The sequence below is a fragment of the Salipiger mangrovisoli genome (assembly GCF_015223355.1).
In the GTDB taxonomy this organism is placed as follows: Bacteria; Pseudomonadota; Alphaproteobacteria; order Rhodobacterales; family Rhodobacteraceae; genus Salipiger; species Salipiger mangrovisoli.
Genome location: NZ_JADFFK010000017.1, coordinates 109,832 through 133,939 on the forward strand (window position 1 = coordinate 109,832; position 24,108 = coordinate 133,939).

23 protein-coding genes are annotated in these 24,108 nt (G+C 62.0%); 7 read left to right on the forward strand and 16 right to left on the reverse strand.

Annotated features, from left to right (window positions below; all coding sequences use genetic code 11):
* Positions 1-68 precede the first annotated feature (68 nt).
* A complete protein-coding gene (locus IQ782_RS20525) occupies positions 69-1,073 on the forward strand; it encodes a sensor histidine kinase (RefSeq protein ID WP_194136539.1) in 1,005 nt (334 codons plus the stop codon).
* 191 nt (positions 1,074-1,264) lie between these two features.
* On the opposite strand, the gene IQ782_RS20530 is transcribed toward IQ782_RS20525, so the two are convergent.
* From IQ782_RS20530 to IQ782_RS20545, 4 genes are all read right to left on the reverse strand, one after another.
* Positions 1,265-1,558, reverse strand: a complete 294-nt coding sequence (locus tag IQ782_RS20530) for a hypothetical protein (protein ID WP_194136540.1) — start codon at positions 1,556-1,558, stop codon at positions 1,265-1,267.
* Positions 1,559-2,279: 721 nt separating this feature from the next.
* Positions 2,280-3,299, reverse strand: a complete 1,020-nt coding sequence (locus IQ782_RS20535) for a nucleotidyltransferase family protein (protein WP_194136541.1) — start codon at positions 3,297-3,299, stop codon at positions 2,280-2,282.
* A 205-nt stretch (positions 3,300-3,504) separates the two neighbouring features.
* Positions 3,505-4,746 carry a type II toxin-antitoxin system HipA family toxin gene (locus IQ782_RS20540; RefSeq protein ID WP_240989438.1) on the reverse strand — a complete coding sequence of 414 codons (1,242 nt, stop codon included), beginning with the start codon at positions 4,744-4,746 and terminating at the stop codon, positions 3,505-3,507.
* Positions 4,739-5,335 (reverse strand): helix-turn-helix domain-containing protein, encoded by a 597-nt coding sequence (locus IQ782_RS20545; protein WP_194136542.1) that lies wholly within the window; start codon positions 5,333-5,335, stop codon positions 4,739-4,741. The genes IQ782_RS20540 and IQ782_RS20545 overlap by 8 nt, the downstream gene beginning before the upstream one ends.
* A 739-nt stretch (positions 5,336-6,074) precedes the next feature.
* On the opposite strand from IQ782_RS20545, the gene IQ782_RS20550 reads away from it, so the two are divergent.
* Positions 6,075-6,398 (forward strand): H-NS histone family protein, encoded by a 324-nt coding sequence (locus tag IQ782_RS20550; protein WP_194136543.1) that lies wholly within the window; start codon positions 6,075-6,077, stop codon positions 6,396-6,398.
* A 317-nt stretch (positions 6,399-6,715) separates the two neighbouring features.
* On the opposite strand, the gene IQ782_RS20555 is transcribed toward IQ782_RS20550, so the two are convergent.
* Together IQ782_RS20555 and IQ782_RS20560 are read right to left on the reverse strand one after the other, a co-directional pair.
* A complete protein-coding gene (locus IQ782_RS20555; RefSeq protein ID WP_240989439.1) occupies positions 6,716-7,012 on the reverse strand; it encodes a VOC family protein in 297 nt (98 codons plus the stop codon).
* A 311-nt stretch (positions 7,013-7,323) separates the two neighbouring features.
* On the reverse strand, positions 7,324-7,806 hold the full coding sequence (locus tag IQ782_RS20560) for a hypothetical protein (protein WP_194136544.1): 483 nt from the start codon (positions 7,804-7,806) through the stop codon (positions 7,324-7,326).
* A 397-nt stretch (positions 7,807-8,203) separates the two neighbouring features.
* Between IQ782_RS20560 and IQ782_RS20565 the strand changes: the two genes are divergently transcribed.
* On the forward strand, positions 8,204-8,536 hold the full coding sequence (locus tag IQ782_RS20565) for a hypothetical protein (RefSeq protein ID WP_194136545.1): 333 nt from the start codon (positions 8,204-8,206) through the stop codon (positions 8,534-8,536).
* A 246-nt stretch (positions 8,537-8,782) separates the two neighbouring features.
* On the opposite strand, the gene IQ782_RS20570 is transcribed toward IQ782_RS20565, so the two are convergent.
* The 3 genes from IQ782_RS20570 to IQ782_RS20580 are packed head-to-tail and all read right to left on the reverse strand — an operon-like array spanning position 8,783 to position 13,207.
* Entirely contained in the window at positions 8,783-10,744 is a 1,962-nt protein-coding gene (locus IQ782_RS20570; protein ID WP_194136546.1) for a type IV secretory system conjugative DNA transfer family protein, read from the reverse strand.
* A 22-nt stretch (positions 10,745-10,766) separates the two neighbouring features.
* On the reverse strand, positions 10,767-12,674 hold the full coding sequence (locus tag IQ782_RS20575) for a relaxase/mobilization nuclease domain-containing protein (RefSeq protein WP_194136547.1): 1,908 nt from the start codon (positions 12,672-12,674) through the stop codon (positions 10,767-10,769).
* Positions 12,671-13,207, reverse strand: a complete 537-nt coding sequence (locus IQ782_RS20580; RefSeq protein WP_194136548.1) for a helix-turn-helix domain-containing protein — start codon at positions 13,205-13,207, stop codon at positions 12,671-12,673. The genes IQ782_RS20575 and IQ782_RS20580 overlap by 4 nt, the downstream gene beginning before the upstream one ends.
* Before the next feature lie 630 nt (positions 13,208-13,837).
* Between IQ782_RS20580 and IQ782_RS20585 the strand changes: the two genes are divergently transcribed.
* On the forward strand, positions 13,838-14,620 hold the full coding sequence (locus IQ782_RS20585) for a ParA family protein (RefSeq protein WP_194136549.1): 783 nt from the start codon (positions 13,838-13,840) through the stop codon (positions 14,618-14,620).
* Complete coding sequence (locus IQ782_RS20590) at positions 14,617-15,318, forward strand: hypothetical protein (protein WP_194136550.1); 702 nt, start codon at positions 14,617-14,619, stop codon at positions 15,316-15,318. Before IQ782_RS20585 ends, IQ782_RS20590 begins: the two co-directional genes overlap by 4 nt.
* A gap of 33 nt (positions 15,319-15,351) precedes the next feature.
* Here IQ782_RS20590 and IQ782_RS20595 read toward each other — a convergent pair whose 3' ends face one another.
* Entirely contained in the window at positions 15,352-15,834 is a 483-nt protein-coding gene (locus IQ782_RS20595) for a hypothetical protein (RefSeq protein ID WP_194136551.1), read from the reverse strand.
* A gap of 273 nt (positions 15,835-16,107) precedes the next feature.
* On the opposite strand from IQ782_RS20595, the gene IQ782_RS20600 reads away from it, so the two are divergent.
* Complete coding sequence (locus tag IQ782_RS20600; protein WP_194136552.1) at positions 16,108-16,308, forward strand: hypothetical protein; 201 nt, start codon at positions 16,108-16,110, stop codon at positions 16,306-16,308.
* 112 nt (positions 16,309-16,420) lie between these two features.
* On the opposite strand, the gene IQ782_RS20605 is transcribed toward IQ782_RS20600, so the two are convergent.
* The 3 genes from IQ782_RS20605 to IQ782_RS20615 form a co-directional block, all read right to left on the reverse strand.
* A complete protein-coding gene (locus IQ782_RS20605; protein ID WP_240989440.1) occupies positions 16,421-17,380 on the reverse strand; it encodes an ArdC family protein in 960 nt (319 codons plus the stop codon).
* Between the two features lie 802 nt (positions 17,381-18,182).
* Positions 18,183-18,779, reverse strand: a complete 597-nt coding sequence (locus tag IQ782_RS20610; RefSeq protein ID WP_194136553.1) for a hypothetical protein — start codon at positions 18,777-18,779, stop codon at positions 18,183-18,185.
* Positions 18,780-19,151: 372 nt separating this feature from the next.
* Positions 19,152-19,799 (reverse strand): 5-formyltetrahydrofolate cyclo-ligase, encoded by a 648-nt coding sequence (locus IQ782_RS20615; protein WP_194136554.1) that lies wholly within the window; start codon positions 19,797-19,799, stop codon positions 19,152-19,154.
* Positions 19,800-20,164: 365 nt separating this feature from the next.
* Between IQ782_RS20615 and IQ782_RS20620 the strand changes: the two genes are divergently transcribed.
* The gene (locus IQ782_RS20620) at positions 20,165-20,326 is read left to right on the forward strand and encodes a hypothetical protein (RefSeq protein ID WP_194136555.1); all 162 of its coding nucleotides are present in this window, start codon (positions 20,165-20,167) and stop codon (positions 20,324-20,326) included.
* Between the two features lie 42 nt (positions 20,327-20,368).
* On the opposite strand, the gene IQ782_RS20625 is transcribed toward IQ782_RS20620, so the two are convergent.
* The 3 genes from IQ782_RS20625 to IQ782_RS20630 form a co-directional block, all read right to left on the reverse strand.
* The gene (locus IQ782_RS20625) at positions 20,369-20,695 is read right to left on the reverse strand and encodes a single-stranded DNA-binding protein (RefSeq protein WP_194136556.1); all 327 of its coding nucleotides are present in this window, start codon (positions 20,693-20,695) and stop codon (positions 20,369-20,371) included.
* 956 nt (positions 20,696-21,651) lie between these two features.
* The gene (locus tag IQ782_RS30415) at positions 21,652-21,921 is read right to left on the reverse strand and encodes a zinc finger domain-containing protein (RefSeq protein WP_420832679.1); all 270 of its coding nucleotides are present in this window, start codon (positions 21,919-21,921) and stop codon (positions 21,652-21,654) included.
* A 139-nt stretch (positions 21,922-22,060) separates the two neighbouring features.
* Positions 22,061-23,905 carry a ParB/RepB/Spo0J family partition protein gene (locus tag IQ782_RS20630; RefSeq protein ID WP_194136569.1) on the reverse strand — a complete coding sequence of 615 codons (1,845 nt, stop codon included), beginning with the start codon at positions 23,903-23,905 and terminating at the stop codon, positions 22,061-22,063.
* Positions 23,906-24,108 lie beyond the last annotated feature (203 nt).

Genomic DNA, 24,108 nt, shown 5'->3' on the forward strand with positions numbered 1-24,108 from the left:
CGCCGCGATACTCCACCATGTAAGCGGGGACGACAGTCCACACCGGGAGGCATGAGGGTGACCGGGCGATGACCAAGCAGGGCATACTCAATTTGCAGATCAAAGGCGCGCTCGAAAGCCACTTCGCGGCGATCGTTGAGGGCTCGAACGACGCCATCATCACCAAGCATCTTGATGGCCGCATCATGAGTTGGAACCCGAGTGCCGAGCGCCTCCTAGGCTATACCGCCGCGGAAGCGATTGGCCAATCGATCACCATGATCATCCCCCACGATCACATGGAGGAGGAGGCCGACATCATTCGGCGGCTGACGCGCGGCGAGCGGATCGAACACTTCGAAACCGTCCGCTGCCGCAAGAACGGCCAGCTCGTCGACCTTTCGCTGACCATCTCCCCTGTCAGGGACACGGCAGGAAACATCGTCGCAGCCTCCAAGATCGCCCGTGACATCACCTTGCAAAAACAGCTCGAGGAGCAGCAGCGCATCCTTCTGGCCGAAATGCGCCATCGCGTGGGCAACAGTTTTGCCATAGCAAGCGGGCTGATCAGCGTCTTTGCTCGCGGGGTCGACACGGCACAGGAGTTGGCTGCGATGATGAAAAATCGCCTTGTTGCACTCTCCTCTGCACAATCGCTCGCGGTCACCGACCCCCTTGCGCCTATGCGGTCCGGCGTCCCGTTAAGCGACCTGCTGCGAGACATCCTCCTGCCATTCCGGGCGGACCTCGTGGTTCTTGAGGGCGACGACATCCCACTGTCCGACAGGGCCCTGACGCCTCTTGCCTTCGTGTTCTACGAGCTTTGCACAAACTCAGTGAAATACGGCGCCCTCGGCCAGGAAGACGGCACACTGCAGGTGATGTCTAAGATCGACGGCCCCCGTTTCGAAATCACGTGGCGGGAAAGCGGGAGCTTCGGGGCAACACCCAGTGAGGGGGAGGCCGGCTTTGGCTCCCGGATGTGCGAGCGCATGCTTGCGGCACTCGGGGGAACCTTTCATCGGGAGATCGCGCCCGGGCAAATGACTGTCAGGGTCCACGTCGCCCTCAGCGCCGCCACACAGGAGGACTAGGGTGATCAAGGAATGTTAGAACCAGCAGCGCGCGCCGGTCTCCTCTCAGCCTCCGCCTCATTTCTTTGCCAACACAGGCGCGTCGTTGAGAAATTTCCCTGGCGGCTCTCACCACCAGGGAAGAAGCTGCTCAAATAGAAGACGGCTACACCACTCACGGAAGAAGCCAATCGGACCGTAGCAAATCTCAATCAAGGCGACAAGAAGTTCTCAAAGTGATAAGTTTTACGCAGCATTCTTCTAACAATTTGATCTAGATGCCACAAATTCAACCCAAGCCGCGTTCCGCAAAGGACCAGAAGCTTCGCGCGATACTCAAGTTGCGAGATATGCTGCGTGTTCTTGAGATTGACGTGGGCATTGACGGGCTGCGAAGAACCGAGCGGGATGTCTTGCTCGCCGCCCACGCCCTGTGCCAGCGCACCGGCAACACGGTGAAATCCGACGGCCTTCGACGACATCCTTTGGTTGGCGCGATCCCTCAAGCGACGTTCTACCGGTCCATCCAGACCCTTCTGAGTCTTGGGCTCCTCGAAAGAGCACCGAACACGAAGGCAAAATCGTACGTCCTTCGCAGCGACCTTCTGTCGAAGCGCCCGCCGCGGGGGTGAACTTTCTTCGTTCGCCTCGCGCCGCAATGCATGCAAGCGCAGCATGGGTGGTTTTGGGAATGCCGCGGGCCACCCGAGGGTGTGTCTGCCGCGCACTGCAAGCTCTGGCCTGGAGCCTCGTTCCGCAGCCGGTCTGCGCCAGAAATCATTCGAGCGCCTTCCAAAGCAGGGGCGAGGCGCCACTGCCGCAGTACACATCTTCACAGAGAGGCGGGTTTTCGCCTCGCATTTCCAGAACTTTCCCGGAATGGTTGTCGAAACAGTTCCGCACTACTATCTTATATCTTGAATGCAGCATATCACTCACGGAGCATTCAGCGCGGGGCGTACTTTCCTATTTCGGAAGGCGCGCCCCGCGTCCAATGGCCGGGCCTGCGAGGTCGGGGCGACGCGTTTCCACCCCATTAGAAAAGTCTACATGGCAAGATCGGTAGGCACGCCAGGGCAGCCAGCCCTCGACGATGTCAGCACAAGCCATATACCGGGGAGCTCTGCAGTCTGAGGATACCTCAGACAAGCCGTCGAGATGACCGGCCGAAGTCCTTCGTCATGCAGACCAAAGGTCCCGATCCCCGGGGCGACCATCCTCATCAGGTCACGCGAGCCCCTGCAAAAGGTCTTTGGTGCCCGACATGCGTCCAAGGCTTGAGGCGATCCGCTCCCGCCATCGGGGGCCTTGCGACAGCGCGTGGTCGTAGGCTTCGGCGAGATCTTCAGGCCGATCCTCGGCGAGGATGCGAATGAGGAACTCAGCTTGGGCTCGGTCTTTTCGCGCCTTCGCTTCGTCCGGTCCGCCGTGCCGTCTGCTGGCCACGATCAGCTTGTGGATTGCAAAGCGCTCGGGGCGCGGGACCTGCACAAGGACTCCGGAGCGGTAGAGCGCCAGGGCGTGAATCGGCTCCGCGATCAGGAAATTGAGGTAGTTCAACGCTTGTGCGCTGACCCCCAGTGCCGGAAGCGGCTTGATACCCTCGTCGCCGAAAGCCGGTGTTAGGAACTCGACCATGGCTTCGCCGCCGCTTTGACGCCACTTCCAGATCTGCCGATCATAAACCCCTGGGACCGCTTCGAATTTCATCGACCGAAGAATCTCCCCTGGCTCTTCTTCCACCCGGTCGCCCAGTGCCACTGAGAGCCGCTCGAAGTTCGCGAAATCAATGTCCCCTGTCTGGGCAAGCTCGTCAGAGTCAAAGCGAACGCCAAGCTCCCCCTGATAGAGCCCATAGGCTCCGGTCCCGATCAACGTACCGCCCAGCCGGAAGACGCCAGCGCGCGCGAACGCCAGGAGCAATGAGCCTGTCTCCCGATCGGTTCCGATCATGCCTTCGGCCCTTAGAACACGCGCCAGACGCGACATGCGTTTTCTTCGCTCTTGCGCCTCTGCTTTCAAAGCGGCAGCGCGTGCCAGGCGATCACGCAAGTCTGGACTATCTTCGCCGAGGTAGCGGCTCTTCATCTCGGTCCCGATCCGGAACCGGTCATAGAGATAGGTCCGCCCATTGCGGTGACGCTCCTCTATACTGCCGATGATCTCCGACGCCGCCTCGTCGAGATGCATGCGCAGCAAGTCCTGATACGCGACTTGGGCGGCGCGGGAGTGCGATATCGGATCCATCTTGTACCTGCGTTTCTCTTGTGTGCATCAGATATGGGATTGATACACACAACGGTCATGTGCAGCAAAGTATCTTTGGATGCACACAAGCAAATCCTTGGACTGTGGCCACGCATCTCAGAGAGGCACTGCGCCCGACAGATGAGGTTTGACGGCCAATGTTTGAACTTTTGCGTCAGGAATTATCTTCATGCTGCTTTGCCTCTCAGGTGAGAGCCTCGCCTATAATCGGTAAAGTCGTCAGGTGTTTGTCGATGGCCTCCACCACGTCGCTCCCCATCGGAAGATGCGCCTTCTCAGTCGCCCATCGATCCATGAAGAGCTCGACAGTTTCGCGTGCGGTCTCGATGACCAGCTTTCTTGGCAGTGCAGCCTTGCTGGCAAGATGTAGAAGCTCGTCTTCCGTGAATTCATCAAACCGCCGCGTGCGACTGAAATTCAGGGCCGATTGATCGCCCGGGAGATAGGGGATCGTCGACACGAAATCATAGGAGGGTGAAAGCTTTGCATTCCGCTGGTCAGGGTAGATGAGGGACCAGTTCTTCAGGTGCATGTCGCCATTGCCGATGAGGGTGTTGAAGGTCAGGCGGCGGATGAACTCGGCGACATCCGCGTGATCGGATTCGGCAGCAATGACTGCTGCAATGTTGCGGTTGCTCGCCTTCTTATATTTGTTTTCGGCGTAGACCCCATAGACTTGGGCAAAGTCCTCAATATGGACGGATGTGCCATCCTCGCGGCGGTCAAAACGCTCGATAATGAAAGCTTTGTCGCCAAGGCGATCGATGCCATCCGGCAAGTTCTTGATGCCGTCGATATCGACCAGATCAATGGCTGGGACATTGATCCCGACCATACGAGCTAGCGACATCATGGAGAATTCGTTTTCGGGGACCCCACGGTACTCTTGAGACGGCAGCTTGACGATCCAACCTCCCCCGATACCGCTTGCAGGGATGGTCAGGCCACCGGCGGCGTCGATGACGGCTGAGAATTTCAGCTGCACACCAGCAAGAGAGAACCGCAGAGCATTTTCATGGGCGTTGTCACCATCACCCTCGGCGCCAGCATCAAGATCATCGGTCAACGGCCATGCGTCATCATCGGACGCTTCGACGGTTACGGCGCCTGGCAGGTCTCGACCAAGCGCTTGGATCAGGAAGAACTCGCGCTTCTCGTTGATACCGGCCTTTTCTGCGAGATAGCGTCGGAGATGCCCTTCGGGGAGGAGGTTCGAAAAGAAGGGCATAAGCTTCATCTTGACCGGCGCGAAATCGGTGATGAGCTCGCCATACTGGTCTTTATAATGCAGGCCGAGCGTCGCCCGATCCGGGTCGTTGATGTATGCGTCGGTGAAGGCAAAGATTGACCGCTCATCACCAAGATGGGTGAGCGTCCCGATTGGCTCGCCATAGAGCTTGACGGTCAAAACAGAAATATCAGGCATCATCATCCTCATCAAGCGAGTAGGCCGGACGAGATGGTGCGGCGCCGGTGTCGGGATCCTGCTCATGCAAAGCCCTGTTGCGGATGGAGGTCATCAGCTTGATGCTCTCGTTGAGGGCTGTCAGTTCCTTCGTGGGCTTGCTGATTTGCTCTATCGTCTTTCGAAGCTGCTTGAGCGTTTCAGGATCGAACGTGGGCACGCGGACCCTGTGCAGCTCAGAAAAGGTCTTCTGAAGCTGGTTGAGGCCTTCGAGCTTTGGCATGGTGACCTGGAGGCCACGCACGGTCTCGCCGATGCGTTGCATTTCCTTTTGTATCGCGACGATGTGTTGGCGGTTCGCACCTATCGCGTCTCGGCTGATGGAGCGGACGGCCGGCACGGCTTTGCGCGGGACAAGGGTGAGTTCCAGATCAAGGGCATGGGCAAGCGCGACCAAGCTTGAGAGGCGTAGGTCGACCGTGCCAGCCTCGATGCGAGAAATCTGTGCTTGGGGTACGCCCGCCAGATCACTCAACTCGCGTTGGCTTAATCCCTTGGCTTTGCGCGCTGCCTGCAACCGTTCTGCTATGTCTACAACGTCGTAGCCCATTTTGATGTTCTTTCCTGCATCAATTCATTCCTATGATATCTTTACATACATCATCACGCAAGGTGACTCGAAATTCAGATGCATATTTCAACATCTCAGCTCGCAATGATGCACTATTCAACATCATCTTTGGCTTGGACTTCGCCGCGTGCTACCACCTGGTGGGAAAGCGCCTCGCCTCGAAACCCAAAGGGGCCTGCGTCCGCCGAAGGCCGGAGAACATTTTTCCTGGGGATGGGAGGCCGCCACTTACGCCCCCCTTGCCGGCCTCCACGAGAGCCAGAAACCCTCGATCTGCGCGACGTCGAACACGGTGTAGCCCTTCATGAAGAGGATAGGGCGCTCAACCTCAAGAGTTGCAGTTGTATCTACGCGGCGTGGCGGCCAGGGATCGGCAGAGAAAGAGCCCGTTCCAAAATCGCATTTATCCACCCCCGATATTCGGCGCCCTTCTCTCTTCAGCAGGCGACCCATGTAAATCTTATTTCGATTGGCGCTCCAATATGTTGAGAATAAGTCATCCCCCATTTTCTCTTTCTTTCAGCTGATCCCTTTGGCCTAGAAATTCTAAATGGCGCAGTTTTTTACCCCTGTTGGCGCCTCAATCTCGCCCAAGTTCGCCGAGAACGGATGGCATCATAAAGCGCAATACAGATCATGCGATCACAGTCACATTATCGCGACTTGCAGTCCGCTTTAATTCCGACGACATAGGGTCGATCCAAATTTGGAGAAACCAATGACCCCGCAACTCGATCTACAATCATTGCCAAAAGAAGATCTGGTGGCGCTGAGCAAGAAAGTTGACAAAGCTCTCGCCGACTATGACGTCCGCAAGAAAGCCGAGGCTCGAGCCGCCGCCGAGGCTCTTGCAAAGGAAGCCGGGTACTCCCTCTCGGAATTGATGGAGGCCGGCAGCACCAAAGGCTCGAAAGGCACGCCCAAGTACGCACACCCCGAGAACTCGGCCCAAACGTGGACTGGCCGAGGACGAAAGCCGAAATGGGTTGAGGAACACCTTGCTGCTGGTGGTGATCTCGAAGCCTTGGCAATCGCTAAGTAAGCATAACGATTTCGGAACTAACCCCGACCGAAAAGGCGGGGTTGGTTCTGGCGGGAGATGTATTGCTTCGGCTCAGCATCGGCCGAATGCCATCGCCCGGCCCGAGTTTACTCGCGAGGATGTGAACTCGGACGTGTCCGCGCATGAGGGCGCGCCGCGCGATATGTCCCTCCCACCAGCCCCAGGCTTCGCTACACACCGAACACGACGTGACCTTCTTCGTCGATTGGCCAGGCTGGATTCCACGCGATCTCCCAGATGTGGCCATCGGGGTCCGCGACGTAGCCGCGGACGCCACCGTAGGGCGGTGCATCGGCCTATCGGAGGACGGTCGCCCCCGCGGCCACGAGCGTTTTGATGACGCTGTCCACATCCCCTTCCTCGGGCACATTGTGAGCGAGCGACATGGCACCCGCCGGGGGCAGGTCGCTGGCCCTGGCATCTTCTTCAAGCGATGCCTTCAACCACGTCCCGAACACGAGGCCGTTCATCTGGTAGAAGACGATCTCCGCGTTCTCGAATACCGGGGCCCAACCGAAGCCATCGCCATAGAACCTTTTGGATTTTTCGAGATCGGAAACTCCAAGGGTGATCACCGAGATCTGTTGCTGCATGTCCATGTCCTCTGAGCTCGCCTGCACAACATGCGCAGGCGCTTGGACCATGGGACGCGGCAATCGGAGCGCCGATGCGCGAAAGGACCCGTTCGCGGGGGCCGGGCCAACCGCACCGACCTAACCTGTTTCTGGTATCGCCAAACTACTCACCGTGCCCCCGCGATGCAACCAAGCCGGAAATCAGGGTCTGCGCGACATCAGGTTTGAACGGTTTGAGCTTGCCACTGGCCTTCGAGTCTTCATCGATCTGCCGACCCAAAACTCTCAAGACCTTGCGTGTTCGCCCCCTTTCGGCCTCACCGAATTCCTCAGACACATCGCGAGAGCCGCTCTCTATATTCCGCAATCGCATCGTCAGCCGACAAATCGGCCCGCCTTGCGAGTTCGATGGCAAGGTCGAGATCACTTACCTCCGAATAAGCCTCCACCTCGGCCGATGAGAGAAGACCCCCATCGTTGTCCATCAGTCCGGTTGCCTCGCACTCACGGCTCGCGCTGAGCGCGCTGAGCTGCATGTCATCCAATGACCGGAAACGACGGCGCTTGAGCTCACCGAGGTATGTCGTCTTCATGTCGTCTATAGTTTGCAACCAGTGGCCATGCCGCCCCAGCTTCCATTCCCGCCAACCGACGTCGGGATCGTCAAAGATTTCACCGGCCGCGATCATCTGATAAAAGTCATGCAATCGCGTGGCATTTCGCTCGTATCGGTTCGACACGAGCTCGTCGAGTTCGCGGCAGCGCCCTATTCGGCGTCTCAGTGCGGCGTCCGACAACATTCTCACGGTCATATCGTACCTCTGCTCCTACCCAATGACTTCGGCACCTCTGCGAGCGCCCCGATCAATTCCTGTTCTTTTAGGGCAACCTAACTGCCTGCGAAATCAACTTTAGCGGGTGGCGTCGGCGAGCGCGACGCGCGCATGTGGGACGCAAACTTGGTGCCGCGCTGTGATCCTCCTCCCCGCCGTGCAGCGACAATTTTTCCAGGCTGGAGAAGCGCAACATGGGCGCAGTCCTCGCCCGTTCAAGAACGGCCCTGCCGTCCGTCGCTCATGTCGAGAGAAATCAAATCTTCAGCAGGTTTCGGTGTAATCGCAGTGCTCAGACACCATATATATGACGCAACTTGGAGCTGGGGTCGTTGCCCTTGAGTTCTCCGACCCCGGGAATGGGAAGGAGAAGATTATGTGGAAACGTCTGATAAGTCTCAGCCTGACATTTGGACTGGCCGCCGCCGGACCGCCGGCATCGGCGCAGATGGTCTGCGGACTCCACGAGAGCATCACCGGAACGCTCGAAAGCACCTACGACGAAGCGCTTGTCGGGCGTGGACTTCAGTCTGCAACGCGCATGCTTGAAGTCTGGCGCGCAGCTGAGGAGGGAAACTGGACGATCCTTGCTGTGCATCCCGATGGGCTCGCCTGCGTCGTGGCCAGCGGGGAAGCCTGGATCGACGTGCCGCCAAGGCCGGCAGGGGTAGCAGCGAGTGCCTACCGGGCAGCTGAGAGCGAGGAGTAACCGCCAACCCTCATCGAGCGGATGCGGAAGGCGCTCTCAGGCGGCCATGAGCCCTGTCACCGGGTGCAGCCTTTAAAGGCTGAGAAGCGAAGCTCGAGGGCCGGGGTTGCCGACCTCGAACTCGCGGACCCGGTGACAAAATTCATGCCATCCCCGCAGCAGGTACAGTTTTTCAGGGCCAAAGACCATTTTTCAGGCCCGGCGGTGCGCCGGACACGAGGATGTGCCGCCCGTGGCAAAGGCTTCCTAGACCTTCTCGCTTTCCTCCTTCTGCACATCCCCACCAGCATCCTCAAACTTCGCCAAATCCGTCGCGCCCGCCCGCTTAGGCCGCCGCCGGGAGGCCGCCCCGCTTTCCCCGCCCTTGTTCCGCTTTGTCTCCGCCCGCGCCCGCATCTCGGCAAACCGCGCGCCGTACTGCTGGCAGGTTTCGACCGTCTCCTCCGCCTGCGTAATCTGCGCCAGGCTCGCGACCTTCCGCTTCGGCCTGGCGGTCAGCGGCGGATAGGGCAGCGCGTGCCCGTGCCGCGCCGCCTCAATCGGTCCGAAGTGGTGGTCCTCGTAGGACGTGATCCGATGCGCCTTGATGGGATATTGCCCCTCCGGCAGGATCAGCACCTCGTCGATCGGGAACTGCAGGAGCTTGCCCGGTGAAAGCAACGCCCTCTCTTCGCTGCGGCGACTGATATTGGCGCTGTCGTCGAGCTCGCGAATGCGGCTCTGGCTTTCGGTCTTCGACACCACGGTGTGTTTGCCCAGCATGTCCGACAGGACCGTCGCCGTGTGGTCCTCCTGCGGCGTCATGAAGATTTTCACCCCGGCCCCGGCCATGAGCGCGCGGCGCCCGGCCTCGCCATAGAGCGAGGGGTTGTCGAGACCGGCGATCGACTGGGTGATGATGAAGAATCGTCCCCCGAAGGAGCGGATGGTCTTGATGCTGTTCTCCACGAGCGGCTGGCGGCCGAGCTGGTCGAACTCGTCCATCAGGAACATCACCGTGTAGGGCTCGTCGGGGCCCGGCTCGGCCCGCTGCAGCGACGCGATGCCCTCGGCGAAGAGAAGGCGCACCAGCGGCGCCAGCGTGGTCAGGTGCTCGGACTGCGTGGTGATGTAGAGCGTCTGCGCCTCGCGGCGGAAACTGGTCAAATCGAAGTCGTTCTCCAGCGTCGCGCGGACCACCGAAGGATCATCCCAGAGCTGGAAGCCGGCACCATTGATCACCGAGCGGTAGCTGTCGGTGATTTTCTGGCTCATCCCCGCCATCTCGGAAAAGATCGTCGCGACGATGGGGATGTCGGTCATCTCGGCGTACTCGCGGTACGTCTCCTCGGTCTTGCCGCCGCCCCCGAAGATCTCCTTGGCAAAGCCGAGGTTTGGCCGGCCCTGCTCGATGGCAAAGAGACAGGAGGCGACGAAGAGCCGCTTGCCGGCCTGGTAGAAGCCCTTGGCCGCATCTCCCTGCACAACCAGGAATTGGTCGGCCAGGATATTGAGCGCGGTATACTGCTGCTCCGGCGACGACATGGCCGCGATCCGCGCCAGCGGGTTGAAGCGATGTGTCCGGGTGGAAGGCCCGTCTTCGGTCTCCACGTAATCGAAGGGCGAGAAATACCAGATGCGGTTCCCGAGACCCTTCTGGCGATGGATCGCGGTTTTCTCGAAGTTCTCGCCTTTCACATCGAGCACGATGGCGCTGCCGCCATGATGCAGAAGGTTCGGTCTGACAAAGCCCACACCTTTGCCGCGCCCGGACGGGGCCACCATGATGAAATGAGGAAACCGGTTCGGCGTGGCGGAGATGTAGAGCCCCTGCTTTTCCGGCCCCGTGGTCTTGCCAAAGACGAACCCCTCCTCGGAGATCGGTTTGACCATCTTGTTGCGCCGCATCTCCCGCCGCGACTGGAAATGCGCGTCATCATAGCTGGTGAGCCGGCCGCGGTAGACCCCGGCGACCCCCACGGTCACGAGACCAAGCGCCACCGATCCGTTGATAAGACCCATCACCTGCAGCGCGTCCGGATTGGCCTGAAGCGCGGGCCAGCTCCAGCGCAGGAACCAGGGCTCAAGCGGATCGAGACTGTTTAAACTCTCACGGAATACGAGCGCGCCGTAGATCGTGGCGAGCATGGAACCGATGTAGCCGCCGGCCAGCACACCGCCCGTGACCGCGAGCGGGTAGCGCCACGCCGTATCTAGATTCTGGATCATCGTCAGGGATCCTCCCGTCTGCTTAGAGTTCGTGCCCGTCCTCAATGTCCAAGCCACGCTCTGCGGCATGCTCGGCCGCGAGCTCGGCCTGCCGGACCTGCGCCATCGCCTGGTAGGCCTCCACGGTCTCGCGCTCGCGGGCCCCCTGCCCCACCACGAGGTCGGCTTCGTTCTTCAACTCAGCGGCGACCGCCGCCCGAACCGCAGGATCGCGGATCTCATCCTGCAGCGGGGTGCTGTCCCCTTCGAGGACCTGTGCGAGCTCCGCGTCCGAGAGCGCCTCCGCCATCCGATCGACCAGGCTCTCGATGGCGGGCACATCGGCAAGATAGTGGTACTTGTCCACGGTCAGCAGCTGGTCGAGCGCCAGTTGCTCGACAAGGTCCCGCGGCACCGCCACGCCGTCGATGATCCGATGCCCCTCTTCCAGCACCCTGGTCAGCCGTGCGGAGGCGCCTTCGTCCAGGCTTTCCGCCCGGCCGCGCCACAGCGCCGCCTGAGCCAGGGAGTGGTCTCCCTGCGCCGCGTATTCGGCCACCTCGTCCGGCGTCGTGCCAAGCTGCGCCATAAGATCCGCATCCTGCGCAAAGGCGGCGGCCAGCGCCTCGCGCATGTCATCCAGCGTGCTGTCGATCTGCCGCACGCGTGGATCTTCCGCCTCGAGCCCGTCCCGTACGTGCTGCAGCGACGCGGGGGTGAGATGCGCAAAGAAATCGTCGCGCGTCTCAGCCATCATCACGTGGTCCTTGAAGAAGGGATCGGCCTGGGTGGCGGACAAGAGCTCGGCGCTGGTGCGGGAGAACTCCGCCTCCATCCGCACCCGCTCCGGCCCGGCCTCCATCGCCTGAATGCTCTCCCAGGTTTCTCGCGCCTCGGCCAGCAACTGCTCGCGCGCCTGCGTCATGGCCGCGACAGGATCAAAGCTCTGGTCCTGGGTCATGGCGGATGTCGTGGACGACATCAGGGTATCGGGCTCAGCCATAAGAGAGCCTCCTTCTTCTAGGGTTTGCGCCGACGCGAAGAACGCCTGCGACAGCTTTTCCATGAACGCGTTTCCGGGACCGGACAGCGAGGCGAGCAGACCAAGACTGGAATACTGCCGCGCAAAGTCCTGCACCACCGCGCGGCGGTGCGCCCTTTCCGCGTCCGACATCGGCGGCGGCGGGACCAGGTCGCCCCGGCCCGTCCTGTCATGCGCCGCGCGATACTCGGTCTCGCGCGGCGGGTTTTCGATGATCCCGCGCGACAGGCGGTTGGAGGCCACCATGTCGATGCCATGCGCCCGCGAAAGCTCGGCATGGCACTCGCGCATCACGTCGTAGTTCAGCTCCGACTTCATGCTGATCGACAGGAAGTTGCCCCAGTCGCAGCCGACCTTGTCGACGACAAAATGCGCGTGGATGTGATCCGGATCGCGATGCACCGCGGCGACGTAGCGCCACTGATCGCCATAGTCGCCGCTGGCAAAGATCGCCTGCCCCCACTCGCGGGCCACCGCCTCGGCCGCCTCGATGCCGGTCCCCTTGGGAAAGCTCAGGATGATATGATCGGTGTGCCCGCGCCGGGGCGCGCCGCGCCAGGACGAGGACCAGTCCTCAACCGCCCGCGACAAAGTATTGGGCCGTAGATCACGATCCACCCCGGCGAAGTTCGTCCAGGTGGCATGTGCCGCGTCTTCCCGGGTGATGTAATTGAGCTGACGGGTCAGCTCCTCCTTGGAATGACACCCCCCGGCCCTGATCCTCTTCACCACCGATTGCGGCGATCGCTGCGCATTGCCGGTAAAGGCGCGGAACGACCGGGCCTGCACGCTGCTCTGCGCCGCGCCCGGAACGCGGGTGCCACTCCCGCCGCTCCGACTGCGGCGCGCAAGGTCCTCGAGCGGATAGCCGAGAACCGCCTCCTCGATCGACAGCGACCCCGCCCTCATTTGTCCGCCTCCGGGAAGGCCACATCCGCCAGCGTCCGCCGGCGCGCCACATTGATGAAATTGGTCAACGCCTCGGTCAGATCCCCCACCCGCGCGTCAAGCTGCGCCACCGTCTTGCCGTCGCGCGCGTTCCACTTGAGCCTTCCGGAGTTGGCCAGCTGGGTCATCTGGTTGAGATTGCGTCCCACCGCCACGAGCTCGCGCCGGCTCTGCGCCAGCGCCTCGATCTCCTCGACCCGCAGATCAAGCGCCCCGACGGCCAGCCGCATGAGACGGCGCATACCGTCCGACGGCGTCAGCCCCTCGGCTTCCATCAACGCCTTGAAAGCTGCGTATTCCTCGACACTGACCCGCGTGCCGATCACCGCGCCGTCGGTCGTGGTGTGCGACGAGGCTGCCTGGTTCCGCACCCGCGCTACCGTCTGCCGCGACCGGCCGCAGCGCCGGGCGATCTCGGCATCGGGATATCCTTCGCCCAGGAGGCGATTGATCTCGGCAATATCCTTGTGGGTGAGACGGGGCCCGCGGGGCATATCGCAACCTCAAGCAGCAATCAAAATTCAAACACGCTCTATAGGTGTACAACACAATACCGTTCCAGCCAACCGACCATGGAGGCCGGTTTTCGCCCCTTCGGGGGATTTCCGCTTGCGGAAACCGGTCAGCCTTCATGGTCTCCGTGTCGCGCCCGGTGACCCTTCTGGGTCACTTAGGCAGGGCGCGGTGATCCGCAGGCCAAGAGGGGGCAATCTCGCCCCTGCGAGAGCTGCCGCCGGGGCCGTCCGCGGATCACACCCGTCCAGATGCGCCTGGCGTGGGGCGCACGCGCCCCACGCCAGGCGGAGAGGGCCAATGTGCGTTTTTTTTGGCCCCCAGTCCCATGTGCGCTCCGCGCGCAATCTCCGGGCCAAGAAATCTCTGCCGTTGCTGGGTCGCTGGAACGCAGGAGAGCAGGAGAGCAGGAGAGCAGGAGTAAATGAGTGCACGATCGCTGGACTGCTGGATCGGCGGAATGCTGCAGATATTGAAATATTGAGTTTTTAACTCATTGAGATGATGAGAGCTTGAGCGCAGGAGCCGTGGCGATGTTGACCGCTGGAGGCTTGGGGTGCCGGAGGTCTGGCGTCCCGGATATGTGGACCGCAGGACTAGGAGGACCGGGCTTGAAGACCATCTCGACCATGATGATGAAGGGCGGCAGCGGGAAGACGACGCTGACCCGCATCCTCGCCTCGGCCGCCCTCGCCCGCCGCATGAAGGTCCACATTTATGACGTCGACACCGACCCCCAGGCGCTTGGCTGGGAGGCCAGCTTCAACCGCGCCTCCTGGGGCAAGATCGACAAACCCGCCTGGCGTCATGACCAGCTGACCATCAGCGGCGCCGTCGCGGATATGGATGAGATCTACGACGGCTACGACCGTATGGAAGCCGAGGGCTATGATCTCGTACTGATCGACACCCGCCCGGGGGCCAATGCCGACACCGAAGACCTGATCCTTGCCACCGATCTCGTGCTGATCCCGACCCGGCCCGAGCAGTCAGATTATTCGATCGCCGAGCGGACGCTCGAGTGGTTCGAGGACATCCTGAAAACTGTCACGCCCGACTCCCCGACCCCGGCGCTTCGCACGGTGCTGACCGCAGTGCCAGCCAAGATGATCTCGGTGCTGACCGGGGATCTCGACATCGCCAGCCTGACGCCACGCGATCGCGACGCCTTGCAGGCGGTCATGGACATGCCGCATGCGCTGACCGTGATCCCCAATTCCAAATACTGGCGCGAGATCGCGGCCTGGGGACCGCTCGGCGTCGCGGCGGAGGCAGCGAACTCCCAGCCCGCCGGGCGGCTGCAGGGCGGCGCCATGCTGGACATCCTGGCCGGCGGCGACGCGCTGCTCGACGAACTCCTTGCGGTCATCGACGTGAGGGAGGCGGCAGAGTGAGCGACGATCCCAAACCAGAAAAGCGCAAGAGGTCTCGTGTCGTGCGCACCTCGCATGCGCTGCCAAATGCCGCCGAGCACGCAAAGGCGAGCAGCCGGCTCGCAGGGTCCACGGCCCGCTACGCGGGCCACTCCACTCCCGAGCCGCAAGAGCCGAGGACCAAACCCAAGGCCGACGCCGACGCAGGCGCCGACGTCACTCCTGACCTGGCCCCGACTGGCAAGGAGAGCCCCGCGACCTCAAAGCAACCGCAGCGGGCGCAACCGAAGGCGGCAGCGCGAAGGGCCGCCGCGGGCAGCGAGGCCCAGACGCCAGCGAAGAAAAATGTGCGTGGCTTCGTGGTCTGGCTGCCGGCCGACATGGCGCGGCTGGAGGCTTTGGCGGTCCAGCTTGGCACCAGCGTCGATTATCTCGAAAAGGCACTGATGAAGCCGGCGCGCAAGAGATACCTGGAACTCGATCACGCAAGCGCGCTGCGCGACAGCAAGCGGCTCAAAACGCATCTGGAGCTGACACGGACCGAGGGCAGCGGCGGACTTTTCGTGAACGCTTATTCGGACCCCGAGATTGTCCTCGCCCTGCGCGCGGAGATCGGCGATCCGCTCGACCTCATTGCCGACGCGCGGATCATCGGCGCGCTGTTCCGGCTCTACGGACTCGACGCGCTCGCGGTCTACGAGCGGAAGGCGGCGGGATAAGCGTCACCCAGGGCTTTTGGGCGTGGTGCCTGCTCACTCACACGGGCCGGTGAGGACCTCGCTCACATTCCAGGTCACCGCATCATGCGCGCTGACCACGGCGAATTCGGTGCTCGACCCAAGGATGGCGACCAGCGTCGCCCACGCATCGGGATCGGCCTTCGCCTGCAGGGCGCGGCCGTCTTCGAGTTCGAACGCCGCCTGCTCGCCGGTTTGCGCCAGGACCACGATCCGCGTCGGCGCGCGCTCCTGCGGCAGGGTGACAGCAAATGACCCATTCGGCTGCGGGCCGAAGACCCGATCCGGATCGCAGACGAGCTGCAGCGATGCGCCGGGGCCTTCGAGATCATGCACGGGCAATCCGCGCTGGACACTGTGAGACCAAGTCACATCCGAGATCACCAGCGGTGCAGAGTCCGAGGCGGTACCCTTCTGCGTACCTGTCTCCTGCTGCGCCTGTGCAATGAGGGGCATCAGCGCAGAGACGATGAATGCACCGAATGATGAACGTCGCATGAAACACTCCTTTCGAGCACAAAGCGTACATCTTTTACGCTAGGGCATCCCATCCGGAATGAAAACCGAAGCCCGCAGGCAAAACTGCATGGACAGGGCTAAGGGGCGCAGCCCCTCGCGCGGTCAACAGAAATAGCCAGGGCCGTGTCCTCGGCCGGGGGCCTGCGGGCCGCACCACCCCTGTCGATTTCTGCTGCCCTTGCTACCCCCGGCCTCGCCAGCGGGCAGGCCGGATAGCGCGCTATCCGGCTTCAACTATTTGGGACAAGAACCATGCTGGCAAAGAAATTCTATGCCTTCCCGATCTCCAAGGTTTTTCACCTCGATGACGCAGGAGAAGAACACTTCCTGGGACTGAGATTTCGGTGGAACACGGGAGAGACCGAAATTGCCTGGGAGAACCCCGGAGCCTTCAAGATGGGCCTGATCGTTGAGGAGCCGATCCCTGCCCCATCTTCCCCGGGCCGGGCCTAGGCCCGGCCCGCGTGGGTTGGCCTCGGCGGCGCAGACGCTGAGACCAACCCGCGAAATTTGGCGGGCCCCGCCTGAGCGAGGCCCGATCAACAGCTTCAAGGTGGCAAACGCCTCAGGCGGCTTGTTCGGCCGCGCTGCGCCCGGCCTCCGCCAAGATGAAGTCCACCGCCTTCTGCGCTTCCGACGCGGCGCGGAAGATCGCGCGATTGTCGCCTTTCATGGCAGCAACCCACCCTTCAACATAGCTCGCGCTCTGATCAAACTCCGGCGCCACGCCGATCTGCACGCCGAGCATGCAGGCGCCAATCTCGGCCACCAGTTCCTCGAAAGCGTAGGCTGTGCGGTCAGAAAACCGCTTGAACCTGTCGAGGCGTTTTTCCGCGCCACTCCAATGCGTCAGTTCATGAAGAACGGTTCCATAGAATGCCTGCGCGCTGAGAAACGTCTCGATCGGCGGCATGTGGATGCGATCCGCCCGGATGTCATAGTACGCTCGCGGCTCCGGGCTCGAATGGATCGCCGCGCCGGTGCGGGCGAGGAACGCCTCGAGTTCCGGATCGGCCGTGGTGCCGAGATCCCGCTGCGGCTCGGGGCGGGTGTAGAACTCCTCCGGCAGGCCGTCGATCTGGTCGGAGTTGAACACGCGGTAGGCGCGGCAATAGGGGATTTTCTTCTCGTCGCCGTCGTCGCTCTCGCGTTCGACCGTGCCGAACTTCACCACCGTGGCCGACGTCTCGCCCTTGCGCACCTGCGCGCCGAGCTCCTGCGCCTGCCGATATGTCATCCAACGCGCCGACGCATAGCCTTTGCTGGCGGCCGTCGCCCAGAGCATCAGCACGTTGATGCCGCGGTAGTCTTCCCCATTGAAGCGGGCTGGCATCTGCGCGCCACCTGCGCCGCCGGTCCAGGGCTTGCGCCAGGGCGGTGTGCCTGCCTCGATCTGCGCAATGATCTCATCGGTGACGTGCTGGTAAACGTCGAATTTCGCCTTTGCCATTTGTGGCCTCCTTCGTGGTGGAGACGGTGGGGGCCTTGCAGCCCGCCTTCCGCCGATGGGCTGCGCCTCGGCCAATCTGTCTGACCGGAAACGCATGTTTTCGGCGGAACAGAGTGGGAGAGGGCGAAGCCCGACCCACGGGCCGGACACGGACAGTCAAAGGATCGGAGACGGGAGTGGTGCGGCCCGCAGCGCGCAGCGCGAGGACACGGCCCCGGCGGAGACGACGCCAGCGGCGGCGCTTGTCTTTTGACTTTCCGGGGCCGGTCTGTTGGGCGGACAAACAAACAGCATCATGCCAGTGCGGGGGTGAGCGGGCGCCAGCCCGTCGAGCCCCTGCCCTGCCCTTTGGTTCTATGTGAGGCGCGCGCCCCGCGCGGCTCTCCTCTGTTCAATCCGCCAGAGCTTTCCAGCCCGCTCCCGGCCGGGGGGACGGGGCGGGCCTTGCAGGCGGCGAGCGGGACGCGCACCCATATCGCGAAGGATGGCGAGCCGGCTTGTGGGAAGGTCTGGCTTGATGCCACACCAAAGGCGGGGCGGGCGCGGTCAGGAAGCTTTCGGAGAACGGTGCTGGGCTACCCTTGGAGGGCCGTCAAAACCACAACGCCTGATTTTTGGTCAGGCTAGGCCAGCGCCAATGCAGGAAGGGCCGCGGGGGCTTTTGTCCACAGGGCTGCCCACTGCAACTGGGGATGAAAGCCCTGCCACGCTGCGCAACCATGCCGATTGCGCTTTGCTGACGTTCGCCGCGCGGTCGACGAAGGGGTCAAATGCGGACTTTGCTGCCGTTTGTAATCTGCCGTCTAATGTCCGCTTGAAGCGACACCGCTGCATACTGACAATTACCCACGGGATCGTAATTAATGCTGTTGCGGATTCAATATACAGTTCCGAGTAATTGAAATCCATAACCGAAAAGAATTAGTAGTATAGGTAACCAAATATGACGCTGAGGCGAGGAATATCTGAACTGCGCTCTACCAAGCCACTCTCTCATCTCTAGAAGGTGCTCCAACGCTTCCGGCGTTATAGTGCGAGTGTCTTGAAGGATTACCCAATCGACCTGTTCAACAACCTTGAAGCGTCCCTTCATTATTGGGTCGGGGCCTCCGCGACTGTCTCCAAAGCGTCGCCTCAAATCCATCACCTCCAAAGCCACCTGCGATACATTGGGTTGAAACTTGGCGAATATACCACAAAACCGCTCTACTAATAGGTGGTCTTTGAGAGAAATCCCCATGGTTTCGCGGGCTATTGGCCAGTGTTCTTTGTGTCGGGGTCCCAATTGTTCGAAAAGAAATTGTAAGCTAGCGTCCAGACGCGAGACTTGCTTGGCTCGATTGTCAACAACCAAGTACACGGCCAAGAAGGCGAATCCAACGATATCCAAGAGAATACCTATCTCTGTGGCATGTTTGAGCAAGAACTGAAGAATATTCTCAAATAAACTGGTTAGGTTCTCAGTCGCTGTCATACATCTCTCAATTTCGTTTGGCCTTGAGCGAGCAACAAGAGCAGTGGCATCAGTCGACCAACTACTCTTCCAAGCGGTAGTGTGCCTCGCGTACGAGCTTTTTCAAAGAGAAGAACAAAGGCTGGGGCGTGGCGCAGGAAAGCATTGCCTTCATCGTTCTCCCGTACCTCGACCGCACGTGCTCAATGTTCATAGTTGGATGCTCAGCGTAGCTGATATTCATGTGTACTGCAGCATCCGTCACTCTGGGCTCGCACTCAGCTTTCGCTGCACCATGCACGAACGGCAGTTTCAAATACCGGCAAGTGCACATCCTCCAGGGTCATGATTGGCCATCTGACCGCGGCGTCGCGCAAGCCCCCCCCTAGAGCGTCAGCGCGTCATCTGCGTTCCGTCCGAGAGCAGTATCTCGTCCATGGGCACATCCCATTGCATCGGGAAGATCGTCGGCACCATGCATCCGGCGAAACCAACGCCAATGCAGCGCGGCCGCGGATCGATCCTCGCCAAGGTGCGGTCGTAGTATCCGCCGCCGTTTCCCAGGCGGTAGAGGGCCTCATCCACACCGACGAGTGGAGCTATGACGACGTCCGGCCTACGCACCTCGCCATCGGCGGGCACAAAGATATTCCAGAGGCCTCGCGCCATCCTGCAGTCCGGCGTCCAGACGCGGAATTCCAGGGGCGCATTTTCATCGACGACGACGGGCAGCACGACGCGCGCGCCAGCCGCATGTGCCCTCGCCATCCAGGGACGGAGGTCCGGCTCGCCCCGGATTGGCCAATAGGCCGCGACCGTCATGCCGGGCTGCGGCGCCACGACCCGCTCGAGCTCAGCAATGAGGCGGGTCGTCGCTTCTTCTCGCGCGAGTGACGAGAGCGCGCGGGCTGCTATCAGACGTGCCCGCTCGGCCCGCCTGAACCGTGCTACGTCCCGTGCCGTGTCCGGATCGACCGGATGACCATCGACGAGAAGATGGGCGAAGCAAACTTCCGAGCCTCGATCGGCTTCATCGTCCATTTTGCGTGGGTCTCCGGCTTAAGTGTCTCTGCAGCAGAGTAGTCCCCCGGCGCTTGGCAGAGCAACCAGCGACCAACAATTCCGCGGTTCACTTTGTAAGCTGCGCACCCGTGTCACGGCCACGCAGAGTGAGCCGTGATTGCTTGCCCGGCACTTCTCGCCCCAGGATGCCTGCTTGTATTCGAGACGAAAACCTGGGGACCTTAGCCCGGACCAGAAATGCCTTGTTCCTGCAGATGGCTGGTGCGGTGATGCCTCCCTGTCCGTGCTTGCCAAACTCGGGACCGGCGATGCCAGCTATCGGTCTTCGTCCTCGCCGATGGAACGGCGCCGCCCCGGATGTGGGGAAAGAGCGCCGCGCGATCATGCGCAGCCTGATGCGCGTCGGCCCCGTCACCGAAAGGAGCCATGCCCTGACGGACGATCCCGAAAAGACGCGAGCAGAAGAGCGCGTGCCGAAGGATGCGGCGGTTCCGCGGATCGCTCCGGGCGCGCGCATTGCGCCGGAGGGTGGGCTGCGTGGCTGACAAGGCGGAAAGGGCGGCCGAGGACCGCCCTGCCCGTTTGCCTCAGCCCTCGCTGGCCTTCTTGCGCAGCAGGTCGAAGTCGTTGGCGGCGAAGGTGACGTCGTAGACGGTCTGGCCGTCCTTGGTGTATTCGCTCTGGCGCATGGTGCCGCGGGTGTGGACCACGTCGCCCGGGGCAATATTCTCTTTCGCCCAGCCGATGACGCTGTCCTTGAAGATCGTGACCTCGTTCCAGAAGGGGCGCGACTGGAAGTCGCCGTGATCATCTTTCCGGCCGTATTCGGCGGCGATGCTCACCCGGAGCGTGGGGCCGACTTCCTTGATTTTCCCGACCCGGCCGATGATCTGAAATTCTGCAAAGGTACGCATTTTGTGTCTCCGTCAGTTTGAGTGTTTCGGTGAAAAACGAGCAGACCGGGCCGCGATGCGATCAAACCAAAAACCGGAGGGTCCGCAAAGCGGAAGCCGGTTTTTCGTTTGAAGGACGGCGCTTTAGCGCCGACCGGTCGCGAAGAGCGGACCGAGTCATGTTGAGTGTCCGAAACACGCTGGCGGCGACAGGGCGGCACCTTGCAAGCTCGGCTCTCTGCAGGCGGGACAATCATGGACGGCGGCTACAGAACCTCCGGCATCGCCCCTGGCCGGTCAGATGATCGCGGGCGGTGGCACGCAGCGCCAGCGACGGCACATCACGTTCGTCCCAGCGTCCGAGGCGAAAGAGACTTATGCCCTGGGTCACATCTCGAGCGGCGGATTCTATGAGGATGCCGAAGACACCAAGGATGGCCGACCTCGCCAAACTTGGGGCGCCTGGCGGCCGTGCTGCAGAAGATGGCGGGCACGGGCTCAGGACACGGTGCTCGATCGAGACGTGAACGCCAGCATCACGGCCGGCATGCCACGCGCGGCCGGGCCGAGGATCGCCAAATGCGCTCAAGAAGGCGATCTGGGAATGTCGGCGCGATCTCGTACCGAGCCTCCCCATCCCAGCTTTTCGCAGACCGCCTTGAGGGCTAGGTTCGCGACCCGGCGCGCATTTCCCAGACCCTAAATGGATCAGGCTGACAGTGCCGGCATGGCGGACCGATCGAGATCGGCTTCTCAGCGCCTGCCCAGGACAGGGCCTCTCGCCGCGCTCGGACATACATGACGTCGACCCCGGGGCAACGCAGGACCCTTCCGCGAGAGCGGCTCCCGCGCGGACAGCGCCAGTCCTGCCAGGGCAGGGTCTTGCGCCCTGCCCTGGCAGGACAACTTGGACCTCGAAAAAGGACCCCGCCGAAGCGGGGCCAGGTGGTCCTTCACCACAAAGGACAGATCAGAGATCATCTGGCCTGCTCGGGACCAGGCCGGATGCCGGTGCGCCCGCGTGGATCGATGAGCCAACCGTCGCCATCACGTTCAACGCTCGCGTCGAGGCCGTGCTGATCGACAAAGGCGCGGTCCGCCTCCGCCTTTCGGCTTTGGTGCAGATCGCTCGCCCTGTGCCCGCTCGGACGGCGGCACCAGACCCCGGGAGCGCGATCACACTCCGGGCAGCGGACAGCCAGGACAGGGTGACGGTGGGCAGTGAAATCGGGCATGAGAACCTCCATCGAAAGTTGCGGAGCGCGCCATGCGGTATGCACGCGGACCGGTATGGGTCGGGCAGACGGGCGGGCCTAAGCGGTATCGCTGTTTGTCTGGCCCGCCGTCCCACCCGGGAAGGCGGGGCGCATGCGCCCCGCCCGTGTTTCACTGCATGCCCTCAGGAAGCCACGCGTCAATCTTCGCCGCCTGCGCGCCGGTGACGCCAAGCACGCTGTGCAGGGCGGGATCGCCTTTGAACAGGGCTTCGAGCTTCGCGGCCTTCTCCGCTTTCTTCAGCTTGTCGAAACTTGTGCCCGTCGGGTGCTCTGCGGAGAGGTCCAGCAGATCGCGCCACAGGCCCGACAGGTAGGCACCCCCAATGCGACCAAAGAAGTTGCCGGCATTCGGCGTCCAGACCTCGCGGGTGCGGGGCTGGGTTTCCTTCTCGATGAGCGCGGCCAGCTTCTCGTCCCCACCCTGCAGCTGTGCCGCGAGGAAGCGGACTAATTCTCCGCGAACATGCTCGGCCCCCTTTTGGCGGAAGGCGCGGAAGCTCTTGGCAAGGTCTTTGCCATACATGTCGCGCGGCGGGTCTTCCGTCAGGCGTGCATCGAGCGCATAGCCCTCGCCTTCTGTGGTCGGCCAGTTCGGCACGTCCTCGGTGGAAAGCCCGAAGGGCTTGCTCCAGCGCAAATCATGGCTCAACTGGTAGGCCAGAAGATCGATCAGCAGATCAGGATCGCGCAGCGCCGCATGTTGGCGCGCGCCTTGGGACACGCGGGCCAGATCCTCGCGCAACTTTTGGGAGATCGGGCTTTTCGGGGTTTCGTCTGTGCCGTGCTGTGATTTCTCCAGTATGCCCGCAGCGACGGCCGCCGCTTTGTCACCCTTGCGGATGAGCCCTTCGCAGGTCTGAAATGTGCCCTGACGGTCGACATAGAGGATCAGACCGGCATGCGCCTTCTGCGTCTCGGTATAGGTGCCGCCCAAGACCGCGTTGAGAGCGTCAAACTCCCCCTGCCCTTCTGCATCCAGAGCGTCGTTCTCGGCCAAGTCCGACAGGTCAGAAAACCGCTGAGCCTGCTCGGGGGATAGCTCGCCCGCCTCCTTGTAGATGCGCTCAAAGCCGTTCTCCTGCAGGAACCAGTAACCGAGATAGTCATCCTCGCTCACATCAACCCATTTCCAGCCATTTCGCGTGTAGGTCTCGGCCCGTTCGGCCAACCGCTCCGCAAAGACGGTGGCGAGAATTTCCGGATCATCGAGCAGGGTTTCCTCGGCGAAAAGGTCACCTCCGATCCGGCCCCCTGCGGCCTGATAGGCTTCGATACCGACAAACTGCGCGCGGCGGTCGCTGTCTTTTACTGCATCGGGCTTCAACGCCTTCTTGATCTGGTGGTCGGACCAGTTCTCACCCCGGCACTGCTCCAGCACCTCGAGGCTGCGCACCGCGTCGGCGCTGATGGTGAAGCAGGCGGCGGCATTGAGAGTGATTTCGTTCGCGGCCAGCGCGTCGATCACCGCCTCGGGCAGACCGGCCAGCGCAAGACGGCGGCAGACGCTTTTTTCGGTCACGGCGAAAGCGCGGGCGATAACGGCAGGTGTCGCGCCGCTGCGCTCCATTTTGCCATAGGCGCGGACTTCATCAGCGGGGTGCAGATCGCGGCGCGCAGCGTTCTCGGCCACGGCCCAGGCCTGCGCGGTGGACAGATCGGGCGCGATGCGCACGGGCGGGTTCGCCAGTTCCGGGCGTTCCTGCGCAAGGTCCGGGTGCCGCTCGGCGAGCAGCTGCAAGGCACGAAGACGGCGGCCACCCGCAACGATTTCCGCGCCCCCTGCCCCGTTGATGATCCCGGCAAGGTTCTGGATCAGCCCGGCAGTCCAGATGCTTTCCGCCAGCTCTTCCACCTCGGCGGCGGGCACATTCTGGCGCGGGTTCATCTCGGAGAGCGTCAGCTTGGAGAGCGGGAAACGGGCGTCGTCCGCGGTAATGGAGCTCTGCTTTGTCATTGGCACATTCCTTGTGGTGATTGAGAGTTTTGTGGTATGGGTGCCCCAGCCCTGACGGGCTGAGGCGTGGGGGCCTAGACGGCCCCGTGCTGGATCAGGAAGCGGCGGCCTATGCCAAAGTGATCGCCCTTCCTGAGAAGCGCCCAAGCCTCGGCAATGCGGCGCTTCATGGTTTCATCGCTGATTGATCTCACCTCCTTCCG